Annotated in this window: 10 protein-coding genes; 3 read left to right on the top strand and 7 right to left on the bottom strand. The window is 61.6% G+C overall.

Annotated elements, in window-relative coordinates; translation table 11 throughout:
- Positions 1 to 106 precede the first annotated feature (106 nt).
- Entirely contained in the window at positions 107 to 451 is a 345-nt protein-coding gene (locus JNK74_26175; protein MBL7649678.1) for an XRE family transcriptional regulator, read from the top strand.
- A gap of 155 nt (positions 452 to 606) precedes the next feature.
- The gene (locus JNK74_26170; GenBank protein ID MBL7649677.1) at positions 607 to 1,749 is read left to right on the top strand and encodes a hypothetical protein; all 1,143 of its coding nucleotides are present in this window, start codon (positions 607 to 609) and stop codon (positions 1,747 to 1,749) included.
- Positions 1,750 to 1,768: 19 nt separating this feature from the next.
- Here JNK74_26170 and JNK74_26165 read toward each other — a convergent pair whose 3' ends face one another.
- From JNK74_26165 to JNK74_26135, 7 genes are all read right to left on the bottom strand, one after another.
- Complete coding sequence (locus JNK74_26165; GenBank protein MBL7649676.1) at positions 1,769 to 2,797, bottom strand: hypothetical protein; 1,029 nt, start codon at positions 2,795 to 2,797, stop codon at positions 1,769 to 1,771.
- Positions 2,798 to 2,857: 60 nt separating this feature from the next.
- Positions 2,858 to 3,487: a hypothetical protein gene (locus tag JNK74_26160; protein MBL7649675.1), complete on the bottom strand. Its 630-nt coding sequence runs from the start codon at positions 3,485 to 3,487 to the stop codon at positions 2,858 to 2,860.
- 181 nt (positions 3,488 to 3,668) lie between these two features.
- A complete protein-coding gene (locus JNK74_26155) occupies positions 3,669 to 4,268 on the bottom strand; it encodes a hypothetical protein (GenBank protein ID MBL7649674.1) in 600 nt (199 codons plus the stop codon).
- Between the two features lie 166 nt (positions 4,269 to 4,434).
- Positions 4,435 to 5,679 carry a DUF5011 domain-containing protein gene (locus tag JNK74_26150; GenBank protein ID MBL7649673.1) on the bottom strand — a complete coding sequence of 415 codons (1,245 nt, stop codon included), beginning with the start codon at positions 5,677 to 5,679 and terminating at the stop codon, positions 4,435 to 4,437.
- A gap of 85 nt (positions 5,680 to 5,764) precedes the next feature.
- The gene (locus JNK74_26145; GenBank protein MBL7649672.1) at positions 5,765 to 6,256 is read right to left on the bottom strand and encodes a hypothetical protein; all 492 of its coding nucleotides are present in this window, start codon (positions 6,254 to 6,256) and stop codon (positions 5,765 to 5,767) included.
- A gap of 66 nt (positions 6,257 to 6,322) precedes the next feature.
- Entirely contained in the window at positions 6,323 to 7,063 is a 741-nt protein-coding gene (locus tag JNK74_26140) for a glycosyltransferase family 2 protein (protein MBL7649671.1), read from the bottom strand.
- An 80-nt stretch (positions 7,064 to 7,143) separates the two neighbouring features.
- Positions 7,144 to 7,797, bottom strand: coding sequence for a response regulator (locus JNK74_26135; GenBank protein MBL7649670.1), 654 nt, complete (start codon positions 7,795 to 7,797; stop codon positions 7,144 to 7,146).
- A gap of 224 nt (positions 7,798 to 8,021) precedes the next feature.
- Here JNK74_26135 and JNK74_26130 point away from each other — a divergent pair, with 224 nt between their 5' ends.
- Positions 8,022 to 8,462, top strand: a complete 441-nt coding sequence (locus JNK74_26130; protein MBL7649669.1) for an Rrf2 family transcriptional regulator — start codon at positions 8,022 to 8,024, stop codon at positions 8,460 to 8,462.
- The last annotated feature ends 1 nt before the right edge of the window (position 8,463 follow it).

The following is an 8,463-nucleotide window of genomic DNA, read 5'->3' as shown; positions in this document are numbered from 1 at the left end:
GTGGGGCCTACTGAAAACAACAAAACAGCAAACACTACCCAAGTGGACAGTATTTACAGAAACTATTTGACACTACCAACATTTGGAAGGAAAGAAGGGTTTGGCTATGAAAAAATTGAGCCAAAGCGATACTCATACGCCAAAGTACACTTGCAACGTGTTTGAGGAACTGGGGATTCGCGATCCGGAGATGGCGCAATTGAAGGCCGATATTGCGATTGCCATCAAGGCGGCAATCGAGAGAAAAGGGATGACGCAGAAGGGTGCGGGCGAGGTTCTGGGGATACCCGCCCAGAAGGTCAGCGATATCGTATGTGGGCGTCTCAAGGGCTATACCCTTGATCGGCTCTTTACGTATCTTAACCGATTGGACGTTGATGTTCGGGTCCGTATGACGGCGAAGCCCGCGCAACGACCGAATGCGGAACTTCGGGCAATTCAGGGGAGCTGATTGGCTTGAAGCCCCGGCGCCCACCCGCTGCCGGGGCTTTCCATTTCTTTGCTTGCCATTCCGCATCGTCCGTCGTATGATGTGTCGCAGGAGACCCGGAGGGGGGCTCCCGACAGGCATTGATACGGAGCCTCAACGACGAAGGAAGCACCGCCATGGCCTACCGCTTGAGTGATTATGTTACCTACGGTGAAGTGAATTGCACGCATCACTACGGGGTAACGGGGTTCTTGGTGCTGCGCACGGAAGAGGGGGAGGCGGGGGGAGAGCACACCTTTCTGCGCCTCGATCTGACGGGGCGGCCCAACCCGGATCTGGTGGGGAAACATATCTGCTTCGAGCCGGAAGAGGGATCGGAAGTGGAGTACTTCCGCCGGGAAGAGCACCAGGGCCTGAAGCTGATGCAGATTGGGGCCACGGGAACGATGACCGCCCAGGGCTGGGTGAGGACCCTTCCCTGCTCCTTTGAGGAGTACGAGATCCGGGCCAACCTTGGCGAGCCGCCGCCCACGACGTGGAAGAATCACCTGTATCTGGAGTGGTTCGGCCCGAATGGGAATGTGGTGGTGGAGCTGGCGGGAGCCCTGCTGGAACGTTGCATTCGCGAGCGGGATTTTGACGATGAAGCCGATGTGGGCGATTGGGAGCCCCTGCCGAATCCGATTCCACGGCCGGAGCCCTATGTGCACGAGGATCACGAATTCGACGCCAGCACGCTGGAAATCCGGGAGATCCGGGCATCGGGCGAGGTGACTTCGTACACGGGGGCGGATGTGTTGAATGATGACGGCGGATTGCAGCGGGCGCTGGACGCCGAAGCGGCGGCCATCGATCGCGCGATTCGCGGGGGCGCGGACGATGATGAGGACGACGAAGAAGACGGGTATTTCGGCTATGGTGCGGAGGATGAGCAGGACAGCGAGCGGTTCATGGCGGAAACGCGCCTGATGGACGAGTGCCTCGAACACGGGGAGCAGACCCCGTTCCTCGAATTGCTGGGTGATCGGGTGGCGCTGCCCCGGCCCGAATCCCTCAGCGACACGGAGGTGGAGGCGCAATTCAAGATCGTTCTGTCCCAACTGGCGCTTTTGGGCGTTGCCTATGCCGTTTGCGATCACTGCACGCCCCGGGAGGCCTATCGAATCCTGCTGGACGAGGTGCTGCCCGATTGCGGGGCCTATGAGGACCTCATCGGGACGGAGTGGGTGCAGCACTTTATGACGCATGAGTACTGCGCCGAATGCGACGCCGAGGCCGAGCTGAACTATCGGAAGTACGCGGAGGAATCGGGGGAGTAAGGGGGCCTGTACACCCGCATCAGTTTTTTGCCTCCGGTGTCCTGAAAACAAGTTCGCCGTCGGTAATCTCGACCCCTGTCTGTGGCTTGTAGATCGTGGTTTCCCGGTTCGCGGGATCCTTCACGGTTTCGATTTTGCGAATAAGCAGGTCTTCCTTGCCGATCCACAGGGTGTTTTCCTCGCTGCCGAAATCGACGCCCTGAAGGCGCAGGCACAGCGTGCCGTCCTCCGACTTTGCTTCGTCGAGCAATTTCAGGCCCGCCAGATAAAAGAGGGAGCCCTCGTCCAGGTTCAGCAGGAGTTGGGGGATATTCCCGGAGGTTCGGGAGGTCACCCCGTAGAGGGCCGATATGGCGAGGTCGATGTCGTGGTCCTCGGTCGGTGCGGCGTCGAAGTCGGACATGTACTTCACCTGATCGCCGCGCTTGCTGAGGGTGTGGGTGTTTTCATCCTGGTATTCGAAGAGTAGATCGCCAGGGTCGCGATAGCGCGTCTTGAAATGGGCACGGCTCAGGATTTCACCGTCGTTGATGCACTCGTAGGAACCAGTGTCGCTGTAGGACGTGGCCTGGCCGTAGGCCTCCTGGACCCTGCGGATGAGGTCTTTCGTTTCCGGGGTCTCGCTCTCTGCGACGAGCTTCGCGAATTCCTCGTGGGTGTACTTGTCTTCCCGGTAGATGACCATCAAGTGGATTTGTGAGCGAATGGCTACGGTGGTGACATTGATGGACGCCTTACCCTTCTGGTAGTCCAGCAGGCCGTTGCTTTCTTCCTCCTGAGGGAAATTGCTGGTCCAGCCGTTGTCCTTGAAAAAGGTGCGGTAGAATTCAGCGAGTTCCGTCTCCGTCTTGTTGGTGTATTCGGAGCTAAAATAGAAATCGGTGCTGTCGCTTCCGTCTATCCGGAATGACTCGGTGCCGGGGGGCAGCGGGACCTTCTCGAAGGCCCCGTCGAACCTTTCAAAATCTTGCGGAAAGAGCAAGTCGCACCCGGTTGCCAACACACAAAGTCCTAACAGCGCCGGAGTGATTTTTCCTAAACCCAACATGGTTATTGCCCTCCTTTGGCTGCCATGACTACCGCGCTCAGGGTCATCTTATTCGATACGTCACGTACCCGACGCGCGGGTCACGTCAAAATTGCCACCGAGATCGATGGTCTGCGTGCCGCTTTCGTCTTCGTAGGCGGCGCTCACGTCGAGGGTGCCGGAGCATGCGTCCATCAGCCCGTCGTCATCCGTGTCTTCCCCGGTGCCGGTGAAGGTAAGGGCGAAGCTCTGGAGCGGGATATCCGTATCCACGCCGGAATCGTCCAAGGCGGCCAGCAGGGCGGGGGGAATGTTGCTGCCGTCGAGATCCACTTCGAGGGCAAAGCCGCCATCATTGTCCAGCGTGGCCAGCACCGGCGCGGTCAGTACCTCGGATTCGATTCCGAGCGATGTGCGGACCAGGGGCGGGAGGATGCAATCCCAGTCCAGGCGTGCGATTCCCGCGAAGGTATAGGCGATGAGGGGCTGATCCACGAACTGGACCAGTTCGAGTTCGAAGGTGCAATCTTCCGCGCCGCCGAACTGCTTGGCGTTGGTGGCGTAGGTGCCGGCGTAGTTGCCCGTGGTATCGAAGGGCGGCGTATCGCCGATGTCGGTGTCGGGGCAACCGGAGAGGAGGATGATAACGACGCCGAGCGATGCCGTAATGGCGCAGATTCGTCCGGCAGCAAATTTCCAGGAATGGTTCATGGCTGAGTTTCCTTTTTTCGCGTTGCGTGGCTCCACGAGTGCCGGGCGGGCTCTTATAGTTTTCCCATACAAGAGCAGGGTAAGGCATCGTATCAAGTTACCCCGGTGAGAACAACAAAAGGGCCGGACACCACCACGGTAGGGGTGTCCGGCCCTGGAAGGGTGTTTTCAAGGATGCGGATTACTGAACCGTGAAGTTGGCCGAACTGAAGACGGACGACTGTGCGGTGTCGACTTTCTGAATCATGGTATACGCGCCGGGCTGGAGGCTATCGGGCAGCTTGATGTCCTGCGTGGTAAGCCAGGTGCCGTCTTCGCGGGTGAATTTCTTGGAGGAAAGATCGGCGATGACCTTTTCCCCGCGGACCAGGCGCCGGGTTTCGGTGACCTGGGTGCCCGCCGCGTTGCCGATGATGGCGTATTGCAGGGAGGTGGAAATCGTGGCGCCCGGGCGCACCACCGCCGGGGAGACGGTGGTGTCTTCAATTTGAAGGACCTCGCCGCTGCCGGGTGTGTATTTGTAGGTTTCGGCGGTCTGCTGACGATTCTTTGCCCGCTGCACTTTGATGTCGTGGGCGACGACGCCGACGAGGGCTCCCGCCGCCGCACCGATGGCGGCGCCCGCCAGGGCATTGCCGGACTGGTGGCCGATGATGCCGCCGGCCAGTGCGCCGACGGCGGCACCGGCGCCCGCGCCTTCCCCGTAGGTCTGGCAGCCGGCCATGGTCAGGAAAAGACAGCAGGCCATCACGGCGGCCGTCCAGCGTTTCATAGTGGTCATGGTATATTCCTCTTTGTACAGTGCGCGTTAATGAGTTGGCTCGCGGCAGATCAACAATCGCCGCCGTTCTCTAGAGTATCCCAGAAAGAGGCCTTCGCGGGCAAGCGATCCGCGTTTCAGTCTTGTGCACGGGGAAATATCCACTTCCCCTTCGTGGGCGCCTTGCTCACCGGGTTCTGCGCCGAGGTCGCTGGTGGCGATACCCGAGCCCGGCGAGCCCGGCCACCATCAACCCGGCCACGACAATCAGTATTCCGGGGCTTCGAGTGAGGGGCCTATCGGCGGTTCTACCGTCGGATTCGCCGCCGACGGTTCCGGGCGCTCCGTTGGGGCCGTCCTCGCGGGCGGTGGAGACGAGGCCCGCGGCCCGTGTCGTGGAGTACGTCTCATCCCCGCCCGCCACAGACTCCGGGGTGATGTCTCCGGTGGGGTTTTCTTCTCCTTCGTTGTCGGATTTAAGGGGCAGCGCGTATTCACCGGAGTTTTCCCGCAGGGTAATTCCCGGCACGGTGATTTGGGGGAAGGGCTTTTCCGATTCGGGTTTTCGCGCGGCCATCCGCGTCGGCGGCAGACCATCTCCACCCCCCAGGCCGGGATTAGCGCCGGTCTCGGGCTTCTCGCCGTCGGGTGTACCCCCGCCGGTATCGTTGGGCGAATCGGAGACGGTAACCTGGCGGGAGACCGGCACGGCGCGATTGCCCGCGCTGTCGGTGACGCCGTAGGTGAGGGTGTAGGCGCCCGGTTCGCCGCTGTCCACGGCTCCGGCCACTTCGATTCGGTTGCTCAGGTTGCCATCTTCCGCGTCGGTGGCCGTGGCGCCGGGATCGTTGAAGGTGGCGTTGAGGGCGATTTTCATCCCGCCGGCGCCGAGGAGGGTGACGACGGGCAACTCGTCCGCCAGGCCGGTAAGTTGTGAGAACGCGACGTTGGAGGTCAGCGCGCCCTCGCCCTGGCGATACTCCACCTGGCCGGAAAGATAGCGGAGGCCGCTGTCCCGCGCGGGTACATCGAGGAGGTACTGGAAGGTGATGGGTGCGGTGGACTGTTCGATCCACAGGAACTGGAGCACGCCGGAAGCGCCTTCGGCGGGCAACACGCTGGGCATGGCGCCCGCGATGGCCCGGGCCCCGCGAAAGGTCCAGCCCTCGGGGACGGTTTCATAGAGCCCCATGGCGGTAAGGCCGTCCCACCGGAAGGCGGAGATGTAGACCGTGACGGCGACCTGCTTTCCGCCCTTGTAGTCCTCGGGATGCTGGTGGAACAGAATCATCTGGGCGGGGTTGCGCTGCCCCTCGTCGGCGGGGGGATCCTGGGCGCGGAGTGGAAAGCAACAGAGCAGGGCCCCAAAGAGCAGGAGCGGGAGCCGCCCCGCCCCGATGGTTGCACGCCGAGTATATCTTGAGAACGCCATAGTCCTTAGTATACGCCAGAAGCGCCCTTGCACGGGGACACAAACGCGGCGTCCCGTGATCGGGGCGGGTGGACGTCGGGAGTCGCTATCCGATCCCGACCGCGTCCAGCAGCGAAGTTACTTCGTCGCTGGAGAGAATACCGGCGCTTTCATAGTAGTCGACCCGTCCGGTGATATCGGCGGTGGCTTCGGCGTCCGCGGGCACCTGGAGGGTGTACGTAAAGGTGACGGGGAAATCGGGCACGGCGAACCAGATGAAGCCGAGATCGCCGGTGTCGCCTTCATTGGGCGGAATGGCGGGGACCTGTCCGGTCTCTCCATCCACCGACACAAAAGTCCAGCCCTCGGGCACGGTTTCGGTCAGGCCCAGGGCGCTGATATCGGTGTCGTCTTCGGCCGTAATGGTGATGGTGATGGTGACTTCTTCGCCGGGGGTGAAGGCGTCCACGGACCGTTCCAGGGCCACGCCGGCGGGGTTCTCCGCGTCCACCCCGGGATCGATGGGACAGCCCGCGATGAGGGTGGCGAGAAGGCCGACAAGGATGAACTGGGATAATTGGCGAAGCGTGCCCGACATGCGAATACCTCTGTCCGAACCGGACCTTTGTGAATGCCTTCTATATTACCGCATTTCCGGGGATCGTTACATCCCCGGGGGGCGCATCCAGGCGGCCCAGCCGGCCCGGAAGAGGCGTGCGTAGATGCGGTAGGAGTCGTGAAACTTCCGGAAGTGGGAGGAGGCGTTGCCCGCTTCATAGATGGTGCTGATCGGCACGGATTCGATGCGCCTGCGTTCCCGGATGGCGAGTGCGATAATGGCCATCTCGGTTTCATAGCGCCCGCCTTCGATCACATCGAGGACCCGCTCGGCGAAGTTGCGGGAAAGGAGCCGGAAACCGCACTGGGTGTCGGGGAGGCGGTGGCGCAGCAGAAGGGCCGTGGCGAAAATGGTAACCTTGTTGCCGAAGCGGCTTCGCAGGGGGATGTGGCCGCCGGAGAAGACGCGGGTTCCGATGACGAGGTCCGCTCCGGTATTCTTGAAGGCCTCGTAGAGCCGGGGTATCTCGGTGGGGTTGTGCTGCCCGTCGGCGTCGAGCAGGCAGATGCAGGCGCAGTCTGAATTTTCCAGGGCGCGTCGAATGCCTGCGAGCAGGGCGTGTCCCTTGCCCCGGTTGGGGTTGAGGCGGAGGATGTCCAGGGGCAGATCGTGCATGGCGTCGATGGCGCCGTCGGTGGAGCCGTCATCCACGACGATGAGCGAGGGGAGTTGGCGCAGGATGCCCTCGGCCACGGGGCGAACGCGATCACCGGCGTTGAAACAGGGTACGATGGCGGTGATATCCGGGGAAAGGGCCGGCGCTGGGTGCTGGGTCTCGGGGGCCATGAATTCCTTATGCGGCGCTGGCCGCGCTGTGCGTAGCGTCCGGAATCAGTGCCCTGTCCAATCCGGTGACGCTTTGGGTTTCAGGTGGAAGCGCGCGCGGCGCTGAAGGCCCGGGCCTGCTGGCTGGCCTCCTCGACGAGCCGCGCGATTTTTTCGGCATTGGATTGAATGGCGTGTACGGCTTCGAGAATTTCGGGGTTGCCCTCGTGCTCCATGCCCAGCAGGTCGCCCGTGGCCATGATGCCCTGCAGGGGATTGTTGACGGAATGGGCCAGGCCGGCGAAAAAACCGAGGAGGGTTCCCAGATCGCCCAGGGCGGGTCCGGCCTGATTGGCCAGGGCGCGCCGCAGGGCGTTGATGCGCATGCTGGCGTTGAGCCAGGCCTGGAGCATGTTGTCGTCGACGGGCTTGGTGATATAACCATCGGCGCCGGAATCCAGCCCCTCGGCAATGCTTGCGTCGTCGGTGTGCACGGCTGAAATCAGGATGATGGGTATGGCTCGGGTGCGGGGATTGTTCTTGAGGATGCGGCACACATCGATGCCCGAGATCTCGCCCATTTGGACGTCGAGGAGTATCAAGTCGAGATCGGGATTGGCCTGGGCCAGATCCAGCGCGGACTGGCCGTCAATCGCCTCGATAATCCGGTAGGGGGCCTTTCGGCTGATGAGCCTGCGCAGGACCATGAGGTTGACCGGGTCATCGTCTACGATGAGTATAGTTTCATTGTGCATGGAGACCGCTCCCGGAGGTTATCCAATGACCACAGAGAATAAGAGGCAGTATACCATTCTCCAGCCCCGAATGGGATCCCTTGTTGAGGATGGGATATAGCCGTACCCGCCGCCGCCCTGAATTGTTCAAGTCGTTGACTTGGGTGGGCTGTTGCCCTACCATGGGGCCAGCAATTCCTCCCTGCTTCCCGCGATCTTCGCGATGCAACGGCGTTTCGGGGAACTTGGAACGGAGTCTATTTCCTGCCATCATGAACATTTCCGCGCGCTGTGAATATGCCTGTCGGGCCATCGTCGAGCTGGGTTCGCACTTTGACGCTCAAACGACGGTCACCTCTCAGGAAATTGCCGATCGGCGGCAGATCCCCGAGAAGTATCTGGTGCATATTCTGCTTCAATTGAAGCGCGCGGGGCTGGTGCGAAGCCAGCGGGGTTCTCAGGGGGGCTATCTGCTGGCCCGACCGCCGGAGGAGGTGCGGCTCCTGGATATCGTGGAGGCGATAGATGGGGGAATTCTCGATCCTCTGCCCGTGGACGATTCGGGAACGGCTTCACTGCGGCCCGCCTGGAAAGAGGTCGCGGTGGGAATCCGGGGTGTGCTGGCGGAGATCACGGTTCGGAAATTAATGGAGAAGGCCTCCAGCGCGGACATGTATTATATTTAGG

This window comes from Candidatus Hydrogenedentota bacterium (assembly GCA_016791475.1).
Lineage (GTDB): Bacteria > Hydrogenedentota > Hydrogenedentia > Hydrogenedentales > JAEUWI01 > JAEUWI01.
This window is presented reverse-complemented; position numbering and strand designations above follow the sequence as displayed.

Excerpts from the sequence above, each read along its gene's own strand:
- JNK74_26160 (MBL7649675.1), bottom strand. The coding sequence starts at position 3,487 with ATGAACCATTCCTGGAAATTTGCTGCCGGACGAATCTGCGCCATTACG.
- JNK74_26135 (MBL7649670.1), bottom strand. The coding sequence starts at position 7,797 with ATGCACAATGAAACTATACTCATCGTAGACGATGACCCGGTCAACCTC.
- JNK74_26165 (MBL7649676.1), bottom strand. The coding sequence starts at position 2,797 with ATGTTGGGTTTAGGAAAAATCACTCCGGCGCTGTTAGGACTTTGTGTG.
- JNK74_26150 (MBL7649673.1), bottom strand. The coding sequence starts at position 5,679 with ATGGCGTTCTCAAGATATACTCGGCGTGCAACCATCGGGGCGGGGCGG.
- JNK74_26145 (MBL7649672.1), bottom strand. The coding sequence starts at position 6,256 with ATGTCGGGCACGCTTCGCCAATTATCCCAGTTCATCCTTGTCGGCCTT.
- JNK74_26175 (MBL7649678.1), top strand. The coding sequence starts at position 107 with ATGAAAAAATTGAGCCAAAGCGATACTCATACGCCAAAGTACACTTGC.
- JNK74_26155 (MBL7649674.1), bottom strand. The coding sequence starts at position 4,268 with ATGACCACTATGAAACGCTGGACGGCCGCCGTGATGGCCTGCTGTCTT.
- JNK74_26140 (MBL7649671.1), bottom strand. The coding sequence starts at position 7,063 with ATGGCCCCCGAGACCCAGCACCCAGCGCCGGCCCTTTCCCCGGATATC.
- JNK74_26170 (MBL7649677.1), top strand. The coding sequence starts at position 607 with ATGGCCTACCGCTTGAGTGATTATGTTACCTACGGTGAAGTGAATTGC.